25 protein-coding genes and 1 riboswitch are annotated in these 23,484 nt (G+C 59.7%); of the genes, 13 read left to right on the forward strand and 12 right to left on the reverse strand.

The genetic code is table 11. The features are described from left to right. Positions 1-168: 168 nt before the first annotated feature. On the reverse strand, positions 169-1,851 hold the full coding sequence (locus tag JQR87_RS15240) for a fatty acid--CoA ligase (protein ID WP_407295574.1): 1,683 nt from the start codon (positions 1,849-1,851) through the stop codon (positions 169-171). A 148-nt stretch (positions 1,852-1,999) separates the two neighbouring features. After that, on the reverse strand, positions 2,000-2,626 hold the full coding sequence (locus JQR87_RS15245; RefSeq protein ID WP_407295571.1) for a LysE family translocator: 627 nt from the start codon (positions 2,624-2,626) through the stop codon (positions 2,000-2,002). 61 nt (positions 2,627-2,687) lie between these two features. Between JQR87_RS15245 and JQR87_RS15250 the strand changes: the two genes are divergently transcribed. The 4 genes from JQR87_RS15250 (at position 2,688) to JQR87_RS15265 (ending at position 6,073) form a co-directional block, all read left to right on the forward strand. Next, positions 2,688-3,650 (forward strand): 2-hydroxyacid dehydrogenase, encoded by a 963-nt coding sequence (locus JQR87_RS15250; RefSeq protein WP_407295568.1) that lies wholly within the window; start codon positions 2,688-2,690, stop codon positions 3,648-3,650. A gap of 57 nt (positions 3,651-3,707) precedes the next feature. Further along, complete coding sequence (locus JQR87_RS15255; RefSeq protein WP_407295565.1) at positions 3,708-4,706, forward strand: methyltransferase; 999 nt, start codon at positions 3,708-3,710, stop codon at positions 4,704-4,706. Positions 4,707-4,740: 34 nt separating this feature from the next. Continuing rightward, positions 4,741-4,841, forward strand: a riboswitch (yybP-ykoY riboswitch). A gap of 117 nt (positions 4,842-4,958) precedes the next feature. Beyond that, positions 4,959-5,546: a TMEM165/GDT1 family protein gene (locus JQR87_RS15260; protein WP_407297680.1), complete on the forward strand. Its 588-nt coding sequence runs from the start codon at positions 4,959-4,961 to the stop codon at positions 5,544-5,546. Positions 5,547-5,629: 83 nt separating this feature from the next. Beyond that, positions 5,630-6,073, forward strand: coding sequence for an ester cyclase (locus JQR87_RS15265; RefSeq protein WP_407295563.1), 444 nt, complete (start codon positions 5,630-5,632; stop codon positions 6,071-6,073). A gap of 25 nt (positions 6,074-6,098) precedes the next feature. Here JQR87_RS15265 and JQR87_RS15270 read toward each other — a convergent pair whose 3' ends face one another. From JQR87_RS15270 to JQR87_RS15285, 4 genes are all read right to left on the reverse strand, one after another. Then, complete coding sequence (locus tag JQR87_RS15270) at positions 6,099-6,914, reverse strand: M48 family metallopeptidase (RefSeq protein ID WP_407295560.1); 816 nt, start codon at positions 6,912-6,914, stop codon at positions 6,099-6,101. Positions 6,915-7,226: 312 nt separating this feature from the next. Further along, positions 7,227-7,847, reverse strand: coding sequence for an SOS response-associated peptidase (locus JQR87_RS15275; RefSeq protein WP_407295557.1), 621 nt, complete (start codon positions 7,845-7,847; stop codon positions 7,227-7,229). Between the two features lie 65 nt (positions 7,848-7,912). Then, positions 7,913-8,173 (reverse strand): DUF2007 domain-containing protein, encoded by a 261-nt coding sequence (locus JQR87_RS15280; protein WP_407295554.1) that lies wholly within the window; start codon positions 8,171-8,173, stop codon positions 7,913-7,915. After that, entirely contained in the window at positions 8,173-8,355 is a 183-nt protein-coding gene (locus JQR87_RS15285) for a CPXCG motif-containing cysteine-rich protein (protein ID WP_407295551.1), read from the reverse strand. The genes JQR87_RS15280 and JQR87_RS15285 overlap by 1 nt, the downstream gene beginning before the upstream one ends. A gap of 92 nt (positions 8,356-8,447) precedes the next feature. Between JQR87_RS15285 and JQR87_RS15290 the strand changes: the two genes are divergently transcribed. Then, complete coding sequence (locus tag JQR87_RS15290; RefSeq protein ID WP_407295548.1) at positions 8,448-9,614, forward strand: 1-acyl-sn-glycerol-3-phosphate acyltransferase; 1,167 nt, start codon at positions 8,448-8,450, stop codon at positions 9,612-9,614. Positions 9,615-9,639: 25 nt separating this feature from the next. Here JQR87_RS15290 and JQR87_RS15295 read toward each other — a convergent pair whose 3' ends face one another. After that, positions 9,640-9,921 carry a hypothetical protein gene (locus JQR87_RS15295; protein ID WP_407295547.1) on the reverse strand — a complete coding sequence of 94 codons (282 nt, stop codon included), beginning with the start codon at positions 9,919-9,921 and terminating at the stop codon, positions 9,640-9,642. Between the two features lie 432 nt (positions 9,922-10,353). On the opposite strand from JQR87_RS15295, the gene JQR87_RS15300 reads away from it, so the two are divergent. Continuing rightward, the gene (locus JQR87_RS15300; protein ID WP_407295544.1) at positions 10,354-11,730 is read left to right on the forward strand and encodes a DUF1329 domain-containing protein; all 1,377 of its coding nucleotides are present in this window, start codon (positions 10,354-10,356) and stop codon (positions 11,728-11,730) included. Between the two features lie 175 nt (positions 11,731-11,905). Here the strand turns inward: JQR87_RS15300 and JQR87_RS15305 are convergent, their stop codons facing one another. After that, complete coding sequence (locus JQR87_RS15305; protein ID WP_407295541.1) at positions 11,906-12,490, reverse strand: YajG family lipoprotein; 585 nt, start codon at positions 12,488-12,490, stop codon at positions 11,906-11,908. 163 nt (positions 12,491-12,653) lie between these two features. Between JQR87_RS15305 and JQR87_RS15310 the strand changes: the two genes are divergently transcribed. Continuing rightward, complete coding sequence (locus JQR87_RS15310) at positions 12,654-12,863, forward strand: hypothetical protein (protein WP_407295538.1); 210 nt, start codon at positions 12,654-12,656, stop codon at positions 12,861-12,863. A gap of 54 nt (positions 12,864-12,917) precedes the next feature. On the opposite strand, the gene mqo is transcribed toward JQR87_RS15310, so the two are convergent. Continuing rightward, positions 12,918-14,408 (reverse strand): malate dehydrogenase (quinone), encoded by a 1,491-nt coding sequence (gene mqo / locus JQR87_RS15315; protein ID WP_407295535.1) that lies wholly within the window; start codon positions 14,406-14,408, stop codon positions 12,918-12,920. 325 nt (positions 14,409-14,733) lie between these two features. After that, positions 14,734-15,021 (reverse strand): PA4642 family protein, encoded by a 288-nt coding sequence (locus tag JQR87_RS15320; RefSeq protein ID WP_407295533.1) that lies wholly within the window; start codon positions 15,019-15,021, stop codon positions 14,734-14,736. Positions 15,022-15,214: 193 nt separating this feature from the next. Between JQR87_RS15320 and dauA the strand changes: the two genes are divergently transcribed. Next, positions 15,215-16,948, forward strand: a complete 1,734-nt coding sequence (gene dauA / locus JQR87_RS15325) for a C4-dicarboxylic acid transporter DauA (RefSeq protein ID WP_407295530.1) — start codon at positions 15,215-15,217, stop codon at positions 16,946-16,948. A gap of 43 nt (positions 16,949-16,991) precedes the next feature. Here dauA and JQR87_RS15330 read toward each other — a convergent pair whose 3' ends face one another. Continuing rightward, positions 16,992-17,903, reverse strand: a complete 912-nt coding sequence (locus JQR87_RS15330; RefSeq protein WP_407295527.1) for an SDR family oxidoreductase — start codon at positions 17,901-17,903, stop codon at positions 16,992-16,994. Positions 17,904-18,716: 813 nt separating this feature from the next. Here JQR87_RS15330 and JQR87_RS15335 point away from each other — a divergent pair. Further along, entirely contained in the window at positions 18,717-19,304 is a 588-nt protein-coding gene (locus JQR87_RS15335) for a TIGR00730 family Rossman fold protein (protein WP_407295525.1), read from the forward strand. Positions 19,305-19,567: 263 nt separating this feature from the next. Here the strand turns inward: JQR87_RS15335 and JQR87_RS15340 are convergent, their stop codons facing one another. Further along, positions 19,568-19,717 carry a hypothetical protein gene (locus JQR87_RS15340; RefSeq protein WP_407295523.1) on the reverse strand — a complete coding sequence of 50 codons (150 nt, stop codon included), beginning with the start codon at positions 19,715-19,717 and terminating at the stop codon, positions 19,568-19,570. Positions 19,718-19,786: 69 nt separating this feature from the next. Here JQR87_RS15340 and JQR87_RS15345 point away from each other — a divergent pair, with 69 nt between their 5' ends. From JQR87_RS15345 to JQR87_RS15360, 4 genes are all read left to right on the forward strand, one after another. Continuing rightward, positions 19,787-20,281: a DUF2726 domain-containing protein gene (locus JQR87_RS15345; RefSeq protein WP_407297678.1), complete on the forward strand. Its 495-nt coding sequence runs from the start codon at positions 19,787-19,789 to the stop codon at positions 20,279-20,281. Between the two features lie 203 nt (positions 20,282-20,484). Next, positions 20,485-21,504, forward strand: a complete 1,020-nt coding sequence (locus tag JQR87_RS15350; protein ID WP_407295522.1) for a DUF5924 family protein — start codon at positions 20,485-20,487, stop codon at positions 21,502-21,504. A gap of 65 nt (positions 21,505-21,569) precedes the next feature. Beyond that, entirely contained in the window at positions 21,570-22,097 is a 528-nt protein-coding gene (locus JQR87_RS15355) for an MgtC/SapB family protein (RefSeq protein WP_407295520.1), read from the forward strand. Between the two features lie 32 nt (positions 22,098-22,129). Continuing rightward, positions 22,130-23,452 carry a PQQ-dependent sugar dehydrogenase gene (locus JQR87_RS15360; RefSeq protein ID WP_407295517.1) on the forward strand — a complete coding sequence of 441 codons (1,323 nt, stop codon included), beginning with the start codon at positions 22,130-22,132 and terminating at the stop codon, positions 23,450-23,452. The last annotated feature ends 32 nt before the right edge of the window (positions 23,453-23,484 follow it).

Consider the following 23,484-nt stretch of genomic DNA (forward strand, 5'->3'; position numbering starts at 1 on the left):
TCCTCATCTGCGGGACGCCAACCTGCTAGAGACACAGGTTGGAAATTCACCGCTAGCGTAACACTCGGTCGAACGCAGAACCTGAACCGGCCGACGAAGCCGTGAGCCCGTGCACAGGAAACCGAGCTCGACCGTATCTCGGACAAGGCGACTGCAGACCAGTCAGACCTACAACGACGAAATGGCGCCGCTGCCTTCTTCCAACCAGCGTGCGATATCTTGTCGGATACGTTTTTTGTCCAGCTTGCCGACGCTGGTCTTGGGGATGTCCTCAACCACGGCGATCTGCTGGGGGACAGCCCACTTGTTTATCTGCCCCTGCTCCACCGCCGGTTCCAGAAACGCCTGCAGCGCCCGTGCATCCAGCTGCTGGCCCTCACAGAGCACCAGCAGAGCGAACGGTCGCTCCCCCCAGCGCTCATCTGGCACGCCGACCACCGCAACGTCCCTTACAGCATCGTGCCGGCTGATCAGCCCTTCTAACGCCAGGGACGAAATCCACTCGCCGCCCGTCTTGATGACATCCTTGATGCGGTCACGGATCTCGATATTGCCCATTTCGTCGAGGGTGGCCACGTCTCCTGTATGCAGCCAACCACCAGCCCACAGCTCTTCGCTTTTCTCCGGATTTCCGGCGTAGCCCTGGGTCAGCCAGGGTGCGCGAAGCACCAGTTCCCCCTGGGTCACACCGTCGGCGGGAAGAAAACTGCCATCCGGTGCCTGGATCGCAGCGTCGACCAGAACCACTGGAATACCAGCCTTCAGCCGATAGTTGGTCTGTTCATCCTCGCTGGCATCGCGCAGTTCATCGTTGATGTGCGCACCGGAAATCAGTGGACAGGTTTCCGACATGCCATAGGCCGCGACCAATTGCATGCCGCATGCGCGAGCCGACTCATAAAGGCCACGAGTCAGTGCGCTGCCCCCGATCGTGATCTTCCAGCCTTTGAAATCCGTGCCCTTCGCAGCCCGGGCGTTGAGCAGCATTTGCACAATGGTCGGCACGCAGTGAGAAAAGGTAACCTTCTCACGACGCCACAGCTCGATCAGCAGCTCCGGATCGTAACGCCCCGGATAAACCTGTTTCAGGCCCAACATCGTTGCCACATAGGGCAATCCCCAGGCATGGACGTGAAACATAGGCGTGATCGGCATATACACGTCCCCTGCCGCCATCAGCTGTGGGTTTTCGCGACACCCAACCGTTACCGCACCGGCCAGGGTGTGCAGCACCAGCTGCCGGTGGGTGAAATAGACGCCCTTGGGGTCACCGGTAGTCCCGGTTGTATAGAACGTGGTCGCCACCGAATTTTCGTCGAAGTCAGGAAAGTCGTACGTCGCCGCTGCGGTCGCCAGCAGGCTTTCGTACTCTCCGATGCAGTTCGGCAGATCACACTGTTTGTCATCGGCATCGGTGATCAGCAACGTCTTGTCGACTGTGGTCAGCTGCCCGGCGATGGCATGGTACAAAGGCGCGAACTCACTATTGACGAGCACGAAGCGGTCTTCGGCATGATTCATGGTGTAAAGGATCTGCTCGGGCGACAGCCGAACGTTAATCGTATGCACCACCGCACCGATCATCGGGATCGCAAACATGCATTCCAGGTAGCGATGGCTGTCCCAGTCCATCACCGCCACGGTGTCGCCCGCCTTGACCCCGGCGTTGGTCAGCACGTTGGCTAGCCGGGCGATGCGCTCACCCAGGGTGCGATAGTCGAAACGCACCTGATCCCGATAGACGATTTCGCGGGTGCGCTCGTAACGTTGGCCTGATAACAGCAGGCTCTTGATCAGCAAGGGGTACTGGTAAGCGTTGGCGGCGGGTTGGATCACTCGTGTCTGCAACATACGGCTTCCTGTTATTGATGTTATGGGCGCTCGCTAGCTGTTTGTGCCGGCCGCTGAGGCGACCGGGCTATTCTCCATCTCGGACAATCTGTATTGCTGTTGTTCAACGGGCGCAGTCGCCACGAATGCAGTGACCGGCCGTACCCGATCAGGCGATCTCACTTGCCGCCAGTCGAACACCGAGACCAATCAGAACCGCACCCGTCACGCGATCGAACCAATGCCCCATACGGCTGAACCCGGCCCGCACGCGCTCACGGCTGAACAACCAGGCCACCAGACAGAACCACGCTCCGGTAGCACACGCCAGATATACCCCATAGGCTGCCTGAACGGCGAGCGGGGTATGGGGGTCGATAACCACTGTGAATAGGGATAGAAAGAAGAGCGTCGCTTTCGGATTCAAACCGTTAGTGACAAAACCAATGGTGAACGCTCGTTGCGCCGAGATCGTTCCACCTGCAGAAGGCCCAACCTCGCCGACCGCAGCGGGCTTGGCGCGTAATGCCTGAAAGCCAAGGTAGAAGAGATATCCAGCCGCCAGCCACTTGAACAGGTTGAACAGCACGATCGACTGCGAGACGATCAAACCAATGCCAAGCAGTGAATACCCCACGTGAAGCAGAATTCCGCCCCCTACGCCGAGCGCCGTCCAGCTGCCGCTGCGCTGTCCGCGGGTCACGCTTTCACGCACCACCACTGCAAAATCGGGCCCGGGGCTGGCAACCGCAAGCACGTGAACCAGCGCCACGGTGAGAAACTCCATCCAGTACATCTAGCGACTCCGTTTTTTCCGGGGCGGGACATTCGCCCGCCGCTTCATATGAGTAAAGTCCATGAACAAACTCCGCGCCGTATTCCTCGACCTATCGCCGCTCGACCAGGGGGACCTGGACCTGGCCCCATTGCAGTCCGCCTTTGGTGAGCTGACTTGCCACACGCAAACCAGCGAAAACCAAGTCATCGAACGGCTGCAAGGTGCGGAAGTCGCTATCGTCAACAAGGTCGCATTGAGCGCCGACACCTTCGCCGCGTGCCCCGATCTCAAACTGATCCTGGTTGCGGCGACCGGCGTCAATAATATCGATCTGGCGGCCGCCAAACAGCAAGGTATTGCCGTCTGCAACTGCCAGGCTTACGGCACGGCCACCGTAGCGCAGCATACGCTGATGCTGCTGCTCGCGCTGGCAACCCGACTACCCGATTATCAGGGTGCCGTGGCACGCGGTCGTTGGCAGGAGAGCGGCCAGTTTTGCCTGCTGGATTTCCCTATAGTCGAGCTGGCCGGCAAGACCCTTGGCGTTCTCGGCCACGGCGAACTGGGGGGTGCAGTGGCCAGGCTCGCTGAAGCGCTAGGCATGCGCGTACTGACAGGCAACCTGCCCGGGCGCCCGCCCCGACCGGACCGCTTGGAGCTGGACGAGTTGTTACCTCAGGTAGACGCGCTGACACTGCACTGCCCGCTCACCGAGCAGACACGCAACCTTATTGGGGCGCGCGAACTGCGTCTGATGAAACCCGCGGCCTTCGTCATCAATACCGCCCGCGGCGGTCTGATCGACGAGCAAGCGCTGGCCGACACGCTGCGCAGCGGCCACCTGGGCGGTGCCGCCACCGATGTGCTTATCAGCGAACCGCCAAGCAACGATAACCCGCTGCTGGCTGCAGACGTACCGCGCCTGATCGTGACGCCGCACAGCGCCTGGGGGAGCCGCGAAGCCAGACAGCGCATCGTCGGCCAGCTCTGTGAAAACGCTGAGGCGTTTCTTGCCGGCACAGCGAAGCGTCAGGTGGCCTGACGCTTCTGCAGCCAGCGACAAGACTGGTAAGCTCGCCAGCTTTTGTGCGGAGGCATCATGGACCCGCGAAGCGAAGTATTGCTGCGCCAGGCCGAACTGTTCAGCGGTGACCTGCTGCTGGCCGGACTGCCGCCTGATGACCTGCTCGGCCAATTGCCTGAGGCGATCGGCTGGAGTTGGCATGCCGGCGCACATCAACAGCTCGAGGCGCGCTTCACCGGACGCTGCGTATTCGGCGTCGAGCCGCCTACGGCCGCGTTCGAAAGCGCCGTTCTGTTTGTGCCCAAGTCACGAGAGCTGACCGATTACCTGCTGAGCGCACTGGCCTCGAAATTGCCGGGTCGCCAGCTGTATCTGATCGGAGAGAAGCGTGCCGGCGTCGAACGAGCCGCAAAACAACTGGCTGCATTCGGGCAAGCGCGAAAACTCGACAATGCCCGGCATTGTCAGCTCTGGCAGGTCCGGGTCGCGAACACCCCGGCTTTGCCACAGTTGCAGTCCCTGGCTCAGCAGTTCGAGCTTCCGCTTGCCGACGGCCCCCTGCAGATCATCAGCTTGCCTGGCGTGTTCAGTCACGGTCGCGTCGATCGCGGCACTGCGCTTCTGTTAGAGCAACTTGGTGATCTGCCAACCGGTAGGCTGCTTGATTTTGGCTGCGGCGCCGGCATCGTTGGCGCATCGTTGAAGAAGCGCTATCCAGACAGCGAGGTAGTGTTGCTGGATGTCGATGCGTTCGCTGTAGAAAGCAGCCGAATGACCCTTGCAGCCAATGGTTTGCAGGCTGAGGTGATTGCCGGCGACGGCATCGATGCCGCTCCTGAAAGCTGCTCAGCAATCATCAGTAACCCACCTTTTCATCAGGGTGTTCACACCCATTACGAAGCCAGCGAGGCGTTACTGCAACGTGCCGTCACCCACCTGCGGCACGGCGGAGAGCTAAGGCTTGTGGCCAATTCGTTTCTTAGGTATCCCCCGCTGATCGAAGCGCACCTGGGTCGCTGCGAAACGCTGGTCAGTAAAGACGGCTTCCGCATCTATCGCGCGCAGCGCACCTGAGCGGCTTGCGCAACGCGCCAAGCTTGGGCAAACTCCGGCCCGTCCTGGGGGAGTAGTCTCCGGCGAGCCTTCCGCTTGCCCGGCATGCGTCAACATACTTGGTCCACAGACCATGGCGCACGCGACCCGCGCGGCCTGCTCACGCAGCCTCGCAAGGTTTGACAAGACCCATGACACGTATACCTGACCCGGGGCGGGCAGGCTATGCGTGTCATGGTGATTTCGTCGACCCGCCCCCGCAAGGAAGTCTGTTTGGAGTCGTTCTACATCCCCACCTTGATCGTTGCGCTGGCCGAGATCGGCGACAAGACGCAGCTGTTGGCGCTATTACTGGCCGCCCGCTATCGGCGACCGATGCCGATAATCTGGGGTATCGTCGTGGCCACGCTGGCTAATCATGCAGCGGCAGGTGCCATCGGCAACTGGGTTTCGTCGCTGGTGTCTCCGGCAACTCTCAACTGGATCCTGGCCGCATCCTTTGCCGCCGTCGCGCTGTGGTCGCTTGTCCCCGACAAGCTCGAAGAGGAAGAAGCCTCACGTGGCCGGCGCTTCGGCCCCTTCGTAGCGACGCTGATCGCCTTTTTCCTCGCGGAGATGGGCGACAAGACGCAGGTCGCCACCGTCATGCTCGCCGCCCAGTATCCCGACTTCATCATGGTAATAGTCGGGTCTACCCTGGGTATGCTGATTGCCAACGTGCCTGTCGTCCTGGCCGGCAATTTTGCCGCCGATCGGATGCCGCTCACGCTCATCCGCCGAATCGCCGCAATCGGTTTCGCCGCTTTGGCGCTGTACGCCACCTATCAGGCCTTGAGCTTGAGCGGCACGCTTCCAGTCTGATACATAGCGCAAATTGCCGCGACGCCTGTGCTGTTAGAGTGCATTTCCACCGCATTCTGGCGGCACTCGGAGGAGCAGGCGGCATGTCACCGGAGGAACGAAAACGGCGGGTTCGCCAGCACATCGATCTGAGCTGGAGCAAAGGTCGATTGGCTCTGGCCGAACAGCTGCAGAGCCGTTACTTCAGCTACAAAAGCTCATTCATCACTCAGCCGATCAACAGTGCCGGCTTCGGACTGATCGTCCGGGAAGTCCGCCAGGCAATGCCGGATCTCGAAGTGGTAGTGGATGAATGCCTCAGCGAGGGCAACCGCGTCGTCACTTCTAGCACGCTCTTCGGCACCCTGGAAAACGCCGCGTTTGGCGTCGCCCCGAGCGGTAAGATCCTGACGGTAGCCGCCATGTCGATCTGGACGCTCAATCCGAACGGCGACATCGAGGAAATCAACACGCTGTTCGACCTGGAAAGCGCCCGGAACCAGCTGGGGCTGGAAAGCCCGATCCCGATTACGCTGCCACCGACCTGATAAGGACGGTGGCGCAGCGACGCGCTTAGCGCTTCTGATTCTGCTCGTACAGCGGCATTACCTTCGGAATGGTCGATTGCAGCGTTTGCGTGCGGTTGCTCGGTGAGGGATGCGTACTGAGGAATTCCGGCGGCGCCGAGCCGCCAGCCGCCGCCATCTTCCGCCACAGACTGACCGCTGCATTGGGGTTGTATCCCGCACGTGCAGCCAATTCCAAACCAATCAGATCAGCCTCGTTCTCATTGCTGCGGCTGTTCGGCAGGGTCATCAGGTACTGAACGCCCATATTGGCCAGCTGCAGACTTCCGTCACCAATACCGACTGCCGATCCGATTTGCGTGGCCATCTGCACGCCATAGGCTTTGGACATGGCTTCACGTCCATGCTCTCGCAACGCATGCGCAATCTCGTGCCCCATGACCGCCGCAATCTCATCATCGGTCAGATTCAGCTTTTCGATCAGACCGGTGTAGAAGATGATCTTTCCGCCCGGGCCGGCGTTAGCATTCAGCTCTGGGCTGTCGATCACATTGACGTCCCAGTCCCACTCGGCCGCGTCGGGTCGGAAGGCCTTCACTTCGGGGATTAGGCGATTGGCAATTCGTTTGACCCGCTGTGCCACTGGCGAGTTGTTCTCGAGCACACCTTTGCTTTTCGCTTCAGACACAGTCTGTTGATACGACTGCGCATACATCCGATTGACCTCTTCGGCCGACAGCATGCTGAACATGTATTGTTTGCGATCGACGCCAACAGCACCGCTACTGGTGGTGTTGACAGCCTGACAGCCGGCCAGCACAGACGCTGCGCAAAAAAGTGTGATTGGATGCGGCTTGAACATGTCGCGTCTCCCTAGGATCCTGGCCCGTATGCTAGTGGGAGCCTGCGCAACGGGCAACCAACCTCAGCCTCCGAGCGCGACAGTCATCAATGTTCAGCAAAGCAGCAGCTGATTAGTCATCCACCCTTGCCCTCATCAAGGCTTGAGTATCACATCACGCCGCTCGCCTAGATGCGCCGCTACTGATCGCAACAGAGACTGCTCGGTCTGCGCTGCGAGTCGCCAACATTGCGCGTACGAAACCAATCAACCTGGCGCGCGATACTCAGCCCACAGCTCGCAGCCTCTGTATATGGCTTGGCAGCCAAGGGTCTAGTTGACCGGCGTCAGGCATTCCGGGGCATCGAGCTTCGGATCGTTGACGAAGGTGGCCAAGGGACGCTCGCGCAATGTCGGCTGAGGGGCCGTCAACAGAGCCTGAAGCACTTCCACGGGGGTCGCGGGATCCAGCCAGGCCGTCATTCCCACCTTATCCAACATCAGCGGCCGACGCTGATTGGCGGCCGGCAAGGTCACGACTGCAGCACTGAGGTAGGTATGCCCCTGTATGGGATAAGCCTCCCAGATCGCGGCGAAATACATCAGCGAGTCTTCCGCTGTCATCCAGAACGGCCGCTTGCGCGCGGTGCCGCGCCATTCGTAGAAACCGTTCGCCGGCAGCGCGCCACGGCGAAGGCGGAACGCCTCACGGAACATGGGTTGCTCGGCCAGGGTTTCTGCACGTGCCTGCGCCGGGGTACGGGTAAAGTCGGTCAACCACGCAGGCGTGAGACCCCAGCGAACGCTGCTGAACCGCAGCTCGTCGTTCTCCTGCCGCAACAGCAACACCGACGCACCCGGCGCCAGGCTCCAGTGCGGTTTCTGGTCAGCCGGGAAACCGGGTAGCGCGGCGAAGGCCGGACTCCATCGAAACAGGGCGTAGCGGCCACACATGAACAGCACTCATTGAAGGGAAATACAGATACGGAAGACGGTGTGCACCGTTAAACGAACCGGCATCAGCAGATGAGCTCACCGGGATAGCTTTCGGGCTCATCGCCGGCCACCGGCTCGGCGCCATTGTACTCAGCGATAAGGTGCCGTGCGCGATCAGCCTCGTCATCCTGCACCATCAACCCAAGCAGCCCCGCCGCAGGCAACTCGCCCATACCACCAATGAGGTGCCGCCCCGTAAGAAACGCCTCGATCCCTTCGGCTGCCAGCATCCCGCTGAGCATTTCAGCTTCGAGCAGATCGCGGGGTTCATAGATGCGCAACATCACTCATCCTCCCGCAGCACGTCTAGCTGCCTGTCACTGCCATCGGTGCGAAGGTCAAAGACAATTGGCCGGCAACAGACCGAGCAGTCTTCGATGTAGCGCTGATCGCCGCCACTCAGGTCGAGCAACGCTTCCACCACCTCGCCACAGTACGGGCATTGGTAATCCTGTGTTTCGAGCATCAGCGTCTCCTGCGTGACTTATCGCTATAATCGCCAGTCAGTTTCGACCTCAAAAGAGTTGGGGTTATTCAGTTGTTTCCCTTACAGAGAGCATGATGGACGAATTCGAAGCCATCCGACCCTATGCCGACGCCGAAGTCCCTGCCGTGATGGCGCGACTGTTTGCCGACCGCGATTTCCTCGACATTCTCACGCGTTTCCGCTTCCCGCGGCTCGCCGGCCCCATGGGCTGGGCTTTGAAACCGCTGATAGCGCAGCGACTGCGGCGTGAATTCTCCGGCATCGACTCGGTCGACACGCTGCAGGCACGGATCGAAATGTATCTGGACCGTACCATCGAGCGGGCCACCGATGGCATCACGTACTCCGGGCTGGAAAAGTTGCAACCGGGGCGCGCATACCTGTTCATGGCCAATCACCGCGACATCGTCATGGACCCGGCCTTCGTCAACTATGCGCTGTATCAAGCGAAGATGCGCACCCCTCGAATAGCCATCGGTGACAACTTGCTGCAGAGGCCCTTCGTCAGCGATCTGATGCGCCTCAACAAAAGTTTCATTGTGCGTCGTTCAGTCACTGCCCGCCGGGAAAAGCTCGCTGCCTATCAAGTACTGTCGGCGTACATCAACCATTCGATCCGTAACGATGGCGAGTCGATCTGGATCGCCCAGGCCGAAGGCCGTGCCAAGGACGGTGACGATCGCACAGACTCGGCGATTTTGAAGATGCTTCACATGAGCCGCAAAGACGAGCCTTTCGCTCAGGCTCTGGAAGCGCTGCGGCCAACGCCGGTATCGATCAGCTACGAGTACGACCCCTGTGATCAGGCCAAAGCGCGAGAGCTCTACATCCGCGCCACAACTGGGACCTACGTCAAGACACCGGGCGAGGACGACACCAGCATTGCACTAGGGATTACAGGGCATAAAGGCCGCGTACATGTCAGCTTCGGTACGCCGATAACCGACATACCGGACGACGCCAAACAACTGGCCATGGATATCGATCAGCAGATTCTTTGTGATTACCGGCTGTTTCCGGTGAATTATCTGGCGTACAGAGTCTGGGACGGTCGCGACCCTGAACTGACCGTGCCCGACCCAGACGGTCTATTTAGCGCTGCGGAAATTGCGCGCGCCGAGGCGGAATGGGGTAAACGCCTGGCTGCATGCCCAAGCGTCCAACAGCCTTATCTCATCCAGCAGTACGCTACACCGGTACGCAACCAGTACCGTTTGAAGGCTGGCTTAAGTCTCTGAACGCCAGGCCGGACCCGGCTGGCGATCAGGTCAGCCGGGTAAGCGAAGAGAGCAGACAGGCCAGCCCCAGACTGCTGAATCCGAATGCATAAAAAAACCGATCAAGGCGCTCGGTAGCTGCTGCCGTCCCTGCTTGCGCGACCAGCAATGGATGAGCAGTGGCCAGCGAAGCCTTGGCATTGGCCAGCTGCCGACGCCAACGCGTCGCTATCAACAGCCAGGCGCCACCAAGCGCGATAAGCAGCGCCATTGAATTGAGCAGCAATGCGACGCTGGACCACCCCGCATAGTCGATATCAAACAGCAATCGAAAAAACTCCAGAACAGTCGGATTCAAGCGGGCCAGCATCGAGCAAAGCGCGGCAGCGAAGTCTACCGAAGCGCACGCACCAGCTCAGCCATTTTCCGACCAAGCGGAACGCAACCAGGCGATGGCAATTTGCCGGGTATTTACGCCATTTATGCAGATAGGCGCCGTCTCGTTTGTTGACATATAGTCCCGCGCAGCTTCAACCTCACCTTGTCTCGAACAACCGAACTAGAGCGTGCGCCTGGCTTGAGCAACCAGACGGGACTGCCGCGGAATCGAGCGAACGGCAACTTGGGATCGCTGAGCCACAGATGTGGTTTACCGGGTATTTGCCCTGCCGCCTTCCGGCGGAAGTCGCCACCTGTATGCGCCGCGCTTACGGCACCGTGTGCAGGAAAAACAGCTACCAAGAATCAACAGGACCGAACAATGAATAAGAATAGGTTTAAGATGGGGGCCCTCACTCTCTCTTTGCTGGCAAGCGCACTGCTGGCAAACGGAGCCATGGCTGCGGTATCCGAAGCCGAAGCCGCCAAGCTGGGTGACAGCCTGACACCGATGGGTGCCGAGAAAGCGGGCAACGCAGCCGGCACCATTCCCGCCTGGACTGGGGGCCTGGCGACCGACGCGGCGCCAGTGGGTGCGGATGGCTTCGTCGGCGACCCCTATCCGAACGACAAGCCCAAGTTCACCATCACCGCGCAGAATTTCGAGCAGTACAAGGACAACCTGAGCCCCGGCCAGATCGCCATGCTCAAGCGTTACCCTGACACCTATCGCCTGCCGGTATTCGAGACCCGCCGCAGCGCAGCCGTGCCGCAGCATATCTATGACGCAGCCCGGAAAAATGCGGCCCAGACCCAGCTGGTGCGCGGCGGCAACGGCCTGGAAAACTTCGATACGGCGGTTGCGTTCCCGATACCGAAAGATGGGCTGGAGGTGATTTGGAACCACATCACTCGCTATCGCGGGGGCTCGGCCCGCCGTACGGTGGCGCAGGCGACTCCACAAGTTAACGGCAGCTACAGCCTGGTCAAGTTTGTCGACGAAGTCGTATATACCGACACGCTCACCGACTACAGCCCGGAAAAGCACGGCAATATTCTCTTCTACTTCAAGCAACAGGTGACCGAGCCTTCCCGTCTGGCAGGCAACGTGCTGCTGGTGCACGAAACCCTCGACCAGGTGAAAGAACCACGCATGGCCTGGATCTATAACGCCGGTCAGCGCCGCGTTCGCCGTGCGCCCCAGGTCGCGTACGACGGCCCAGGCACCGCAGCCGATGGTCTGCGCACCTCGGACAATCTGGACATGTTCAATGGCGCACCGGACCGCTACGACTGGAAACTGGTGGGCAAGAAGGAGATGTACATCCCCTACAACGCCTATCGCCTGGATTCACCGCAGCTCAAATACGATGACATCATTGAGGCCGGGCATATCAACCAGGATCTGACCCGCTACGAGCTGCACCGCGTCTGGGAAGTCGAAGCGACCCTGAAGCCGGGCGAGCGCCACATTTATGCCAAGCGTACATTCTTCATCGACGAAGATACCTGGCAGGCTGCGGTGATTGACCATTACGACGGGCGCAACACGCTTTGGCGCGTTGCAGAGGCACACGCCGAGTACATCTACAACGATCAGGTACCGCTGTATGCCATGGAAACCCTGTATGACCTGGTATCTGGTCGTTACCTCGTCATGGGCATGAAAAACGAGGAGAAGAATCCTTATACCTACAACTACAAGGCCAACTCCAACCAGTACACCCCTGCGGCGCTGCGTAACTCCGGCGTTCGCTGAGCCTTAGCGCTTAACACAACGCCCCGACATGATCGGGGCGTTTGTTTTTCCGCCACCGAAAGGCGTGGGGGCGCCAGCGCGCTGCCCGGTTAGCTTTATCGACCCCTAAAACAAGCACCCCGCCATAAGGCGGGGTGCGGATCAATCACTGTCGATTGTCTGCGCTAGTTGCGACTCACTGCGCCAGCACCTGGCCAATGTTCTGATCGCGGAACGTGCGGGTCAGCGCATCGCTCAACACATCGGTGACCAGCTTGGTGTTGGTCTGCTCATTGGGTGCCATGCCAAAGCGCTGGTTTAGCGAAGCGCCGTAGCGACCGGTATAGCGACGACCACCGTTCTGTACCTCTACGCGGAAAGTCGCGCCGATGGTGGCCTCGGTGACATACAGCCCTTCCTTGGGCGACTGATATTTCAGCTCAGCCAGAGTCAGGGTCAACTGCGGTGCGTTGTAGGCGTTGGCCGAAGGCGTGAACCCCAAGAGACGGACCGCTGCCTCAGCCTGTGCCTGTAGTTTGGGAACGACCTTTTCTTTCGGCACGATCACGGCGCTGGTCTCCGGATACAGGCCGCCACGGGTGCCCAGGGTGGCAGAGGGTCGACCGTCTACCACACGCACCACGACCGGCTGCCCCTGGCCAACAGGATTGATGGTATCGGTGAGTTTTGGATTCGGGTCAAGCTGTTGCGGGCTGTGGGCACAACCGCCAATAGCCAGTACAGACGCAGCGGCGAGGCTGAACAACAGGCGTTTCAGCATGCTGTTTACTCCAGGTTAGGGATGGGTGGCGCGCAGTATAACCAGCACCGCAACCGCCTTACAGTGATGCGCTAGAGACCGCCTGTAAGCTGGCTGCGTTCCCGTCATGCAACCGTAACATCAGGCTGCGATAACAGCGCGAAACCTTACGACGTACTGGTCAATGTCCATTCTCGCAACCCTGTTCGGACGGCGCGCACTGCGTCACTACGCGCTTCTGGATGATCAGCAGCGCTGCTCCATGATGCTTACTGCCGAGGAGCGCCCTCAAGGTGAACGCTGGGTAGAGATTGCAGAGATACGTCTCGGCTGGCTCGGCAAGCCAATGCATCAGTTCAACCTCCAACACCACGAACCCAAAGTGCAGGCGTAAAAAAGCCGCGCGACCTGGAAGGCAGCGCGGCTTCAGGCATTGCGTTGGCGTGGCTTAGTCTGCCAACCCCAGACGCTTGTCGACCATCGAGACGACTTCACGATAAGCCACTGCGTCAGTCTCAAGCACTTTTTCACGAGCCGGGAAGATCTCGGCAAGCTTGCGGCTCCAGGCTTCACTCTTCGCCTGCTCTGGGAAGCAGCGCTCGATCAGGTCAAGCATGATCGATACGGTGACCGACGCGCCCGGCGATGCGCCCAACAGCGCGGCAATCGAGCCGTCCTTCGCTGACACCAGCTCAGTCCCGAACTGCAGAATGCCACCCTTCTTCGGATCCTTCTTGATGATCTGCACCCGCTGACCGGCCACTTCCAAACGCCAATCTTCAGCCTTGGCTTCCGGGTAGAAGCCGCGCAGGGCCTCCAGACGGTCCTCCATCGACTGCCGGACTTCCTTGATCAGGTAGCGCGTCAGGTCCATGTTGTCCCGTGCCACAGCAAGCATCGGCTTAAGGTTGGCCGGACGGATCGACATCGGAAGATCGAGCGGCGATCCGTGTTTGAGGAACTTGGTGGTGAAGCCGGCGTAAGGTCCGAACAGCAGCGATTTCTTACCGTCCACAACACGGGTATCGAGATGCGGAACCGACATAGGTGGCGCACCTACCGCAGCCAGGCTGTACACCTTGGCCTGGTGCTGCTTGACGATCTCCGGGTTATCGCAACGCAGCCACTGACCGCTGACCGGAAAGCCGCCGTAGCCTTTGCCTTCCTTGATATCGGACATTTGCAACAACGGAAGCGCCGCGCCACCAGCGCCGAGGAACACGAAACCGGCTTTGATTTCACGGCTGCCGCCGTCACGGGTGTTCTTGATCTCTACACGCCAGGCTTTGCCGTCGCGCGCCAGGCCGGTGACCTTTTGAAAATAAGACATCTTGACGCCGGGCTTGGCTGCCAGATATTGCAGCATCTGCCGGGTGACTTCGCCGAAGTTCACGTCCGTGCCATTCATGGCGCGGGTCGCGGCGATTGGCTCGTCCACAGGGCGCCCCGGCATCATCAGTGGCATCCACTCTTCCATGGTTGCGCGATCTTCGCTGTAAACCATGTCCTCGAAAGCGTGATGCGCCTTTAGCGCGTTGAAGCGGCGCTTGAGGTAATCGATGTTCTTGGGGCCCCGAACGAAGCTCAGATGCGGCACTGCATTGATGAAATCGCGAGGACTGCCGAAGCCTTCACGCCCAGTCAGGTAGGCCCAGAACTGCTTGGAGACCTCGAACTGTGTGTTGATGGTGACGGCTTTCTTGATGTCGATGGAGCCATCTTTGCTGTCCGGTGTGTAATTCAGCTCACAGAGACCGGCGTGGCCGGTGCCTGCATTGTTCCAGGGGTTCGAACTTTCGACGGCCCCGGATTCCTGCAGTTCGACAATCTCAAGCCGGATACCGGGATCGAGTTCCTTGAGCAGTACTGCCAGAGTCGCACTCATGATGCCGGCTCCCACCAGCACCATATCCACGGCTTCGCTATCGTGTTGCGTCATTAACGCGTTCTCCAGAATCACAGCATTAAACTGTCATGACCGCAGTACGCGATCATGTAGAACCACCAGCCAGGCGGCTAGAAACGGAGGGGTTTCTATACCGCTGCTCGGGCTTGTGCCCGAAGACCAGCACTTCAGAGCGCCGGCCCGCTGTCGGGAGAGCGGCTTTTGGCCCTCTCCCTCTCGCTGACCAGCTTCCCGGAGCGGGGCGACAGGCCTGGGCTCAACGGGACTCATGCAGCGAGAAAATCGTTTATGGCTGCCGGTCACTCAGCCAGGTCATGCGGTGTCTTGCGCTCCGTCATGCTTACCGAGGCGGAAGACGTCAACCGCGCGCTTCTTTTATCAACTCAATATAGGGTTCGGCCTGGCGCTGATCGGCAATCAGCGCAACGAAGTCACGCCCTTCGCTGTCCGTCGCGTTCAGGTCCATGCCAGCTTCGACAAAAAATCTCAGGAACCGCTCGAAGTCGTCGACCCGTAAGCCGCGATAGGCTTTGATCAGTTTGTGCAACGAAGGAGGCGTATCGTCTGCCGGCTCGGGCTCGAGAAACAGCTTGATCGAGTCATCGCTGATTTCCTCGCCGATGACCTTCTTCTTGTCTTTACGCATGATTACTCCGGTTCGACGGGCCTTTCGGGGGCGGCAGTTTACTCCGCGCGACGAACTCACTCAACGCGCCAGAGCCCGATAAGACCAAGGTCGTACACGAAAATCCTCGATTTGACCGCGATGTTGCCCCCTGCTGGGCACTGCGCTCAGGCACGTGCTTATACTGACGCTTTGCGCACAAGGAGTGTTTCGCATGCACCTTCCGCCGCTGTTTGCCGCGTGGCGCCATACCTTGAAGTCGGGCTACGGATTCCCAGCATTGCGCGGCGACATCACCGCAGGCTTGACGGTCGGGATCATCGCCATACCGCTGGCCATGGCGCTCGCGATAGCAGTAGGCGTGGCGCCACAGCATGGTCTGTACACCGTGCTCGTCGCAGCGCCATTGATCGCTCTGACTGGCGGCTCCCGGTTCAACGTATCCGGGCCGACAGCAGCTTTTGTGGTCATTCTGCTGCCCATTACCCAGCAGTTCGGCCTCGGTGGGCTGCTGCTCTGCACCATGCTTGCCGGGATGATCCTGATTGCGCTCGGGCTGTTGCGTGCCGGCAGGCTGATCGCCTTTGTGCCCTACCCGGTCACGCTTGGTTTCACCGCAGGCATCGGCATCGTCATCGCGACACTCCAGCTCAAGGACATGCTCGGCCTGACGCTTGCCAGCCAGCCGCAACACTACGCGGAGCAACTGAGCTTGCTGACACGCGCCCTGCCAGGCGCGCAGCTGGGTGACGCGCTGGTTGGCCTGCTTTGTCTGGGCGTGCTGATCGTCTGGCCACGCCTGGTGCCAAAGGTGCCGGGCCATCTGGTTGCGCTCGTTGTGGGCGCCGTTGCAGCAATAGGGATGGAATCGGCCGGGCTCAGTGTCGCCACACTTGGCGAACGCTTCAGCTATCTCGTTGATGGTGTGGCGCATCCTGGCATCCCCCCGTTTCTTCCTGATTTTACCTGGCCATGGCTGTTGCCGGGCGCTGATGGCCAACCCCTGGAGTTGAGTTTCGAGCTGTTCCATCAATTGATGGCCCCGGCCTTCGCCATAGCCATGCTCGGCGCCATCGAATCCCTGCTCTGCGCTGTCGTTGCTGATGGCATGGCGGGCACCAACCACGATCCGAACGCCGAGCTGATAGGACAAGGCATTGGCAACCTGTTCGCCCCGCTGTTCGGCGGAATCACGGCGACTGCCGCCATTGCTCGCACGGCAACCAACGTGCGAGCAGGCGCCTTTTCGCCACTGGCTGCGATCATTCATGCGGGCGTCGTGCTGATAGCGATTCTCTGGCTGGCTCCGCTGTTCAGTTATCTGCCGATGGCCGCTCTGGCGGCGCTGTTGCTGATAGTGGCCTGGAACATGAGCGAGGCACCGCACGTGGTCAAAACGCTGCGCATAGCACCACGCAGCGATGTGCTGGTGTTGTTGACCTGCCTGATCTTGACCGTTCTGTTCGACATGGTGTTGGCCGTTGGCGTAGGCCTGCTGCTTGCAGCGGGTCTGTTCGTCAAGCGCATGAGCGAACTTACCGACACCACCAGCTTGCGTCCCGGTCAGCATCAGTTGCTGCAGGATCTGCCCGATCAAGTCGCTGCCTACGCCATCCGCGGCCCGCTGTTTTTTGGCGCTGCTGAAAAGGCAATGAGCGTTTTGCGACGTTTCAACCCAGACGTAAAGATCGTGATTGTCGACATCAGCGCCGTGCCGATGATGGACATGACCGCCCTTGCGGCACTGGAAAACGTGCTGCTGGACTACCGAAAGCAGAACATTGTGCTGATTCTGTCCGGCAGCAACCTCCGGTTGCGGCTCAAACTCCGCCGCGCCGGGATCCAATCGCCCAGAGGGCCGCTGTACCATGTGCGCAGCCTTGCGCAAGCTCGAGCTAAGGCACTTCAACTATTGCCGGAGCCGACCGCGACCCGATCTACGGCCTGAAACCACGGAAGCCGATGCGAACTGATCGCACCGGCTAGCGCACTTAGCCGGCGTGCTTCTGCAGGTTCGCCATCATTTCCTTCAGCGCCTCCATGTTGTCAGCCGGGTGCGCCGCGTTGTCGAAATTGCAGATCTGCTGCCAATTGGCCGCAACGTCCTCGGCATCGAAGCCAGACTTCGGATCGAAGCCGACTCCCAGGCTACGCTCCCAACGCACCTTCCCCATCCAGCCGCCGCCGACTTCGAACAGACCTGAGGTTTCCTGGCACTGCTCGCTGGCGAGATAGACCACCAAGGGGCTAACCAGCTCCGGCTTGAGCTGCTCGAACACCTGCGGAGGGATGAGCCCCTCGGTCATACGCGTACCGCCGGTTGGTGCAATGGCGTTGACCAGAATATTGTTTTTGCGCCCTTCCAGCGCCAACGTGCGGGTCAGGCCATACAGACCCAGCTTCGCCATGCCGTAGTTTGACTGACCGAAGTTGCCGTAGATGCCGGATGTCGAAGCCGTGAAGATTACCCGGCCGTAGCCCTGCTCGCGCATGTGTGGCCACGCCGCACGGGTCACCTTGTAGGCGCCCTCGACGTGGACCCGGTAGACCAGATCCCAGTCCGCGTCTTCCATCTTGTGGAAGGTCTTGTCGCGCAGGATCCCTGCGTTGTTCACTACCACGTCGATGCGGCCGAAGCTGTCTAGCGCGTGCTGGACGATCTTTTCACCATCAGTGACCGAGTCATGGTTGGCTACCGCAGTGCCGCCTGCCTGTCGAATTTCCTCGACGACCCGATCAGCAGCCGAGGCGTTGGCTCCTTCGCCTTGAGCACTACCACCCAAGTCGTTGACCACGACCTTGGCGCCATGACGGGCAAACAGCAGCGCATGGGCGCGACCCAGACCACCGCCAGCACCGGTCACGATGACCACCTTGTCTTCGAAGCGAATGGCCTCACTCATGGTAATTCCTCCAGTGGGATTGTTATTGAACGCAGCCAGAAAACTGCAGCGAGTGTCGGCGAGGCCACCTTTACTCACAATCAAACGGACGTGAATGAATGCCCAGGCATAAGGCTGCAGGATGATGACGCAGCTTCAGGGGTGCGACAGAAACCTGCGGATCGCCTCGGCAACGCGCGACGGGTCCGCAGACGTTGCGTGTGCGGGCTCGATCAGCCGATGCGGCAGAATTCTGGTCCTTAACGGTGCCAGGGCGGCAATCACGGCGAGGGAAGCCCAGACTGATCAAGCTTTAACCGATGCGCTACAGGCTACGCCACCAGCGACTTCGCGATGCTTCCCCCCATGTTATCCACAGAGCGCCCCACAGCAATCTTGGAAAACTCAAAACTGATTTTTCTCCATCTGCGGACCTCGGTAGATGGCGGATACGGCTTTCCAAACAGCAGCTTAGCTTGCACCCGAACACTTGATCATTAATTAATCAACAACCGCAACGTCAACCAGGGCGCTGGTTTGGCAAAGCTATGAAACGGTTATCCACAGAAACGCACACAGCGACCGGGGATAACTGTTAGGAATCAAATAGCTATTGGAACAATAACGGAAAGCCATAAGGCAAACGCTCCCGAAGCGCATAGCCTTGCGCGTACCAACTTAGGAGAACGCCATGCCCAGCCTCGAATTGATCCAGACGCTTTTTGCACATTACGCCTTAGGGATCAGCGGTGCTTACTCAGAGGCATATTAATGCTTGGAGGGTGCTGACGCCGGCGCTACTCTGCCAACCGTTTCCAACTGACGGAGTAGCTGATGACCCTGCGTTCAATATGTGTGTTTTGTGGCGCCAGCACGGGTAACAAACCAATTTACCGCGCCGCTGCGTTTGCGCTGGGCAACGCGCTGGCCGCAAATGGGATTCGCCTGGTTTACGGGGGCGGCGCGGTAGGCCTGATGGGTGTGGTAGCCGACGCAGCGATGGAAGCCGGCGGCGAGGTTATCGGAATCATCCCGCAGAGTCTGAAGGACGCTGAAGTGGGCCATCAGGGGCTAACGCAACTGGAAGTGGTCGATGGCATGCATGCGCGTAAGGCGCGAATGGCAGAGCTATCCGATGCCTTTATCGCCCTGCCCGGAGGTCTCGGGACGCTCGAAGAGCTTTTCGAGGTCTGGACCTGGGCTCAGCTGGGCTATCATCAAAAGCCGCTTGGTCTACTCGATGTAGATCAGTTCTACAGCAAGCTAAGCCACTTCCTTGACCACGTTGTGGATGAGGGCTTCGTACGCACACCGCATCGCGACATGCTTCAGCGTAGCGAATCACCCCACGCATTGTTGCAATTGCTAAAAGAGTGGAAGCCGATAGGGAAAGCAAGGTGGGCTGAGCAGACGGGTGCGTAATCGCTGTACAAAAAATGCGCACATCTGCCGAAGCCCCACCGTTTGAGGGCTGCATAGCGTTAATCATCGGTTATCCACAACACGCTCCACAGCAGACGGGGATAACTGTGGGTGTGTCAGAAGGATTTGAAGGTTGGGGGGGGGCTCATGGCGAAATTCGCGTTGCGAGGGCGTGCCGATTATGCACTTTGCATAACACTGCACTTCTTGATCAAAACGTAACCACTTGCCTCAATCCCTCGGTTTTCGGGCATTCCAGAGGTTCACCCAAGGGTTATCCACAACACCTCCCACAGATAATCGGGATAACTGTCAAAGCTATCCCGATGCGCCGGATTGAAGGTCGAGCGGCTGCGAACTTCGTTTAGCGCGACGCCTCCAATGGCTACGTTTACGCCGTTGGAGTCCATCATGTCGCCCTCCCCTGCCCTCACAAGGCGCACCGCACCTGTCTGCTCAGCTGAGCAAGAGCGCTCGCAATGATGAGCTTTCTGGCACTGGTGCTTGTGGCGTTTGTCTGCTTTGCGCTGGTCTTTTTCATCAAGCAGCGCCAGTACAACCATCCTGCGTTGCGCATGCCTTACGCGTTGAAACAGCCCTTCTTCCAGCCGAGCGAGCGGGAGCTGCTGGCTCTGTTGCAGGAGGCTGTAGGCGAGCGCTTCCAGATCCTGTGCAAGGTGCGGGTTGCTGATGTGGTTGACGTGACCGCTGTGCCACGTCGCGCGCCCTGGTATCAAGCAGTCAATCGAATCTCCGCGGCACGTTTTGATTTCCTGCTCTGCGATCCGCAGACCTTAACGCCCCGCTGTGCTATCGAAATGGAGCAGCGCGACGAGGCCAATGCATTCATCGACGAACTCTGCCAGACGGTGGGGCTTCCGCTGGTCCGGCTGACGCCCGAGATCGCTCGCGCCTATGACCGTTTGCATGCCGCCATCGATGGGGCAGTCACATCCCCGCCCCAGAGCCCGGCATAATCAGCACGGCGAAAACAGCGGCCAAACGGGCCGACCTTTTCTGAACCCAACAACCGTAAGACGATGTGCCTCAGCAAGCGTCCGTACAGCGGCCATCTGCCGGCTTGACGAAACGCCGGTCACGCCCCTGCTCGCCGGATGCGCTACTCATCATTCGATCTTAAATCCGCCGCTCTCGGAGCTATCCTTACTGTGACGTCGACATGTCGTTGAAGAGCCGCGCTTCTAGCGCAATCGACCTTGCCTCTCGGCTGATCCGCCGCTACCCCGGCACCGTTGCGCTGTTCGGTTTCTGTTCGGGCGTGGCCAGTTTTGTCTTGGTCGATCGCCAGGCAGGTCTGGCCAAGGTCATTGCGGCCTTGATGCTGGTCAGCTGGTTGTGGCTGATGCTTGAAAAAACACTGCGTAACGGCCTGGAAAGGAGATTCGGCTGGAAGGTTCCGCCGCCCCTGCTGCGCTACGTCACGCAGATGGTCCATCAGGAAAGCCTGTTCTTCATCATTCCGTTTTTTTTCATCACCACCACTTGGAACAGCGGCCAGTCAGTGTTCACGGTGATGCTCGGCATCGCCGCGCTGGTCTCTCTGGTCGACCCGCTCTACTACAATTGGCTGGCACCACGGCGCTGGATCTATCTGGCCTTTCACGCGCTGACGCTGTTTGCCGTCCTGCTCACAGCGCTGCCTATCATTTTTCACCTGTCGACACCCCAGAGCTATCTCTGGGCGCTGGGCATCGCCGTGGTACTTGCACTGCCAAGCCTTAGCGGACTGTTCACTACATGGAACTGGAAAAGCGTACTGGGGGTGTTCGCGCTCGCCGCGGCCGTTGGCTTCGCAGGCTGGATGGGACGCACCTGGGTGCCCCCGGCGACGCTCTGGCTGACTGACGTGGCCGTGACCACAACCCTAGACGATGCCTCACGCAAGCCCGGTAACCGCCTGCGCAGGCTGACAAGCCAGCAACTGCACGGCAATGGTCTCTACGCCTTTACAGCCATCAATGCGCCGCGCGGCCTGAAAGAACGCATCTACCATGAATGGATGCACAACGGTAAGCGGGTCGATCGCATTCCGCTGGACATCAACGGCGGACGTGACGCGGGCTACAGAGCCTGGACCCACAAACGCAACTTTCCCAAGCACGCCGAGGGCAAGTGGCGGGTCCGGGTGATGACCGAAGCAGGACAGATGATTGGCATGCTGCGCTTCGAGGTCGAATGAACCGCTGGAGCCGAACGGTACTCGAAATCCAATAAGCACATTCGCTACCGACCAGGGAGGATTGCATGGAATGGTGGGACATACTGAGCCGAACCGTCGCCTCGGAGTTCTCCGACATCCCTGACCTGGAGCACGCAGCTCGCGTGTCCGTGCGGTTACTGCTGGCCGCTCTGCTAGGCGGTATGCTCGGTTACGAACGCGAGTACAAGGGCAAGGCTGCCGGACTGCGCACGCATATGCTGGTGTCACTGGGTGCCGCCCTTTTCGTCCTGGTACCGCAGGAAGCGGGAATGCCGATTGAGGACATCTCACGGGTTATGCAGGGTATCGTTACCGGTATCGGTTTTCTGGGTGCCGGCACCATCCTCAAAGGCAGCTCAGTGCAGGATGTAAAAGGCCTCACAACAGCGGCAGGCATCTGGCTGACCGCTGCCATAGGGGTCGCAACGGGGCTCGGCCACGAATCCACAGCCGTGATGACCACCGCGCTGGCGCTGATTATCTTCCTGTTAATGCCCGCCCTCGAGCAGCATGCGGAGCATCAGGCGAACCGAAAGAGAAAAAAGGGCCGCGACCGAGACGATGCGCCCTGACTCGCGACTCATCGACTCATCTGGAGCAGCCGATGCACAGCCGATACCTCTTCCTGACGACCGCAAGCGTCATGCTCAGCCTTGCGGGCTGCGGTGATATCGCGAAGCTGCCTGTCGAATCCGGATACGGACCGAACCCAGCGTTACCCGAGCCAAACACATCGCTGATCCCGACCGTCAATGTTGCCGAAGCCATCGGGTGGCCTGAAGGACGTAAACCGAAGGCGGCAGCCGGCCTGGATGTCCAGGCGTTTGCCCGCGACCTCGACCATCCTCGTTGGCTGTATGTGTTACCCAACGGCGATGTGCTGGTAGCCGAGAGCGATGCTCCGGCGAAACCGGAGGAAAGCCAGGGTTTTCGGGACTGGATCGCGAAGAAGATCATGTCGCGTGCCGGCTCCGGCGGCACCAGCGCCAACCGCATCACCTTACTGCGTGACAGAGACGGAGACGGCACCGCGGAACACCGGAGCGTCATTCTGGAAGGGCTGAACTCACCATTCGGGATGGCGCTCGTTGGCAATCAACTGTATGTGGCCAATACCGATGCGCTGGTGCGTTTTCCCTATAAGGAAGGGGCGACACGCATCGACACGGTGGGCGAAAAGGTAGTCGACCTGCCAGCCAAGCCGATCAATCACCATTGGACCAAAAACGTAATCGCCAGCCCCGATGGATCACGGTTGTATGTCACCAGCGGCTCCAACAGCAACGTTGGAGAAAATGGCATGGACGCGGAAGAAAATCGCGCAGCCATTCTCGAAGTAAACCCGCGCGAGCGAACACTGCGACGCTTTGCTACGGGTCTGCGTAACCCCAACGGTTTGGCATGGCAACCAGACAGTGGCGACCTGTGGACGACAGTGAATGAGCGCGACGAGATAGGCAGCGACCTCGTACCGGACTACATGACATCCGTGCGGGAAGGCGCCTTCTACGGCTGGCCCTACAGTTACTTCGGCCAGCATATCGACGAGCGAGTCCAGCCGCCGCGGCCGGAGCTGGTAGAAAAAGCCATCGTGCCTGACTACGCGCTCGGCGCACATACAGCCTCGCTCGGCCTGGCCTTTTATGAAGGCTCGCTATTTCCCGACCGTTTCCGGCACGGCGCGTTTGTTGGCCAGCACGGCTCGTGGAACCGAAAGCCACGCAGTGGGTACAAGGTTGTCTTCGTGCCGTTCAAGGATGGATCGCCCAGCGGCGCGGCGGAAGACGTACTGACGGGTTTCGTCAATGAGGACGAGCAGGCTATGGGGCGGCCCGTGGGCGTCGCGGTAGATAAGTCAGGCGCGCTCCTGGTAGCAGATGACGTCGGCGACGTGATCTGGCGCGTGACACCCGGTGACGATCAATAGCGAATCGAGCGCAGGCAAGCTTTCGTACTCCT

This window comes from Stutzerimonas stutzeri (genome assembly GCF_051028275.1).
In the GTDB taxonomy this organism is placed as follows: domain Bacteria; phylum Pseudomonadota; class Gammaproteobacteria; order Pseudomonadales; family Pseudomonadaceae; genus Stutzerimonas; species Stutzerimonas stutzeri_AS.

Bases quoted from the DNA above. Each gene is read 5' to 3' on its own strand.
- JQR87_RS15270 (WP_407295560.1), bottom strand. From the start codon at position 6,914: ATGTTCAAGCCGCATCCAATCACACTTTTTTGCGCAGCGTCTGTGCTG.
- JQR87_RS15265 (WP_407295563.1), top strand. From the start codon at position 5,630: ATGTCACCGGAGGAACGAAAACGGCGGGTTCGCCAGCACATCGATCTG.
- JQR87_RS15245 (WP_407295571.1), bottom strand. From the start codon at position 2,626: ATGTACTGGATGGAGTTTCTCACCGTGGCGCTGGTTCACGTGCTTGCG.
- JQR87_RS15280 (WP_407295554.1), bottom strand. From the start codon at position 8,173: ATGTTGCGCATCTATGAACCCCGCGATCTGCTCGAAGCTGAAATGCTC.
- JQR87_RS15340 (WP_407295523.1), bottom strand. From the start codon at position 19,717: ATGATGGACTCCAACGGCGTAAACGTAGCCATTGGAGGCGTCGCGCTA.
- JQR87_RS15240 (WP_407295574.1), bottom strand. From the start codon at position 1,851: ATGTTGCAGACACGAGTGATCCAACCCGCCGCCAACGCTTACCAGTAC.
- dauA (WP_407295530.1), top strand. From the start codon at position 15,215: ATGCACCTTCCGCCGCTGTTTGCCGCGTGGCGCCATACCTTGAAGTCG.
- JQR87_RS15360 (WP_407295517.1), top strand. From the start codon at position 22,130: ATGCACAGCCGATACCTCTTCCTGACGACCGCAAGCGTCATGCTCAGC.
- JQR87_RS15285 (WP_407295551.1), bottom strand. From the start codon at position 8,355: ATGCTCGAAACACAGGATTACCAATGCCCGTACTGTGGCGAGGTGGTG.
- JQR87_RS15350 (WP_407295522.1), top strand. From the start codon at position 20,485: ATGTCGTTGAAGAGCCGCGCTTCTAGCGCAATCGACCTTGCCTCTCGG.
- JQR87_RS15300 (WP_407295544.1), top strand. From the start codon at position 10,354: ATGAATAAGAATAGGTTTAAGATGGGGGCCCTCACTCTCTCTTTGCTG.
- JQR87_RS15305 (WP_407295541.1), bottom strand. From the start codon at position 12,490: ATGCTGAAACGCCTGTTGTTCAGCCTCGCCGCTGCGTCTGTACTGGCT.
- JQR87_RS15320 (WP_407295533.1), bottom strand. From the start codon at position 15,021: ATGCGTAAAGACAAGAAGAAGGTCATCGGCGAGGAAATCAGCGATGAC.
- JQR87_RS15345 (WP_407297678.1), top strand. From the start codon at position 19,787: ATGAGCTTTCTGGCACTGGTGCTTGTGGCGTTTGTCTGCTTTGCGCTG.
- JQR87_RS15275 (WP_407295557.1), bottom strand. From the start codon at position 7,847: ATGTGTGGCCGCTACGCCCTGTTTCGATGGAGTCCGGCCTTCGCCGCG.
- JQR87_RS15250 (WP_407295568.1), top strand. From the start codon at position 2,688: ATGAACAAACTCCGCGCCGTATTCCTCGACCTATCGCCGCTCGACCAG.
- JQR87_RS15355 (WP_407295520.1), top strand. From the start codon at position 21,570: ATGGAATGGTGGGACATACTGAGCCGAACCGTCGCCTCGGAGTTCTCC.
- JQR87_RS15335 (WP_407295525.1), top strand. From the start codon at position 18,717: ATGACCCTGCGTTCAATATGTGTGTTTTGTGGCGCCAGCACGGGTAAC.
- mqo (WP_407295535.1), bottom strand. From the start codon at position 14,408: ATGACGCAACACGATAGCGAAGCCGTGGATATGGTGCTGGTGGGAGCC.
- JQR87_RS15310 (WP_407295538.1), top strand. From the start codon at position 12,654: ATGTCCATTCTCGCAACCCTGTTCGGACGGCGCGCACTGCGTCACTAC.
- JQR87_RS15290 (WP_407295548.1), top strand. From the start codon at position 8,448: ATGATGGACGAATTCGAAGCCATCCGACCCTATGCCGACGCCGAAGTC.
- JQR87_RS15255 (WP_407295565.1), top strand. From the start codon at position 3,708: ATGGACCCGCGAAGCGAAGTATTGCTGCGCCAGGCCGAACTGTTCAGC.
- JQR87_RS15330 (WP_407295527.1), bottom strand. From the start codon at position 17,903: ATGAGTGAGGCCATTCGCTTCGAAGACAAGGTGGTCATCGTGACCGGT.